1 pseudogene is annotated in these 581 nt (G+C 77.3%); it reads left to right on the plus strand.

The annotated features are described in order from the left end of the window. Positions 1–96: 96 nt before the first annotated feature. Positions 97–581, plus strand: a pseudogene (locus IH13_RS0131165) (serine--tRNA ligase); the annotation flags it as partial.

The following is a 581-nucleotide window of genomic DNA, read 5'->3' on the forward strand; positions in this document are numbered from 1 at the left end:
GGTGGCCACCCCGCCCGGTACCTCCTGCCGGGCGCCCCCGCCTCACCGCGTCCGGCAAGCCACCGGCCGCCACCGTCCCGATCTGAGGAGTCCGTCATGCACGATCCCAGTGAGCTGCTCGAAGACGGGCCGGCCGCCGTACGGCGACTGGCCCGTCGGCGCTACGCCCTCGACCTGGCCGTGCTGGAGAAGGCGCTCCGCCGCCGGTCCGACGCCCAGGCCGAGGTGACCCGGCTGCGCACCGAGCTGAACCGCACCGCACGGGCGCGCGGGCGCTCGGGGCCGCCCTCGGAGGAGGAGAAGGAAGCCGCCCGGGCGCTGCGCGCGGACGTGCAGCGGGCGGAGGCCGCGGCCCGTTCGGCGGGAGGCGACCTCGCCCAGCTGCTGCTCGACATCCCCAACGTCCCTCTGGACGCGGTCCCGGACGGCGACACGGAGAAGGAAGCGGTGGAGATCCGCCGCTGGGGCCCGGCACCGCGCGGCGCCGGCGCCCGGCACCACTCCGACATCGGCGAGTCGCTCGGCATCCTGGACGGCCCGGCCGCCGCGGGACTCTCCGGCGCCCGCTTCAGCGTCAGCCG

The organism is Streptomyces sp. NRRL WC-3549, from assembly GCF_000721935.1.
Classification (GTDB): domain Bacteria; phylum Actinomycetota; class Actinomycetes; order Streptomycetales; family Streptomycetaceae; genus Streptomyces.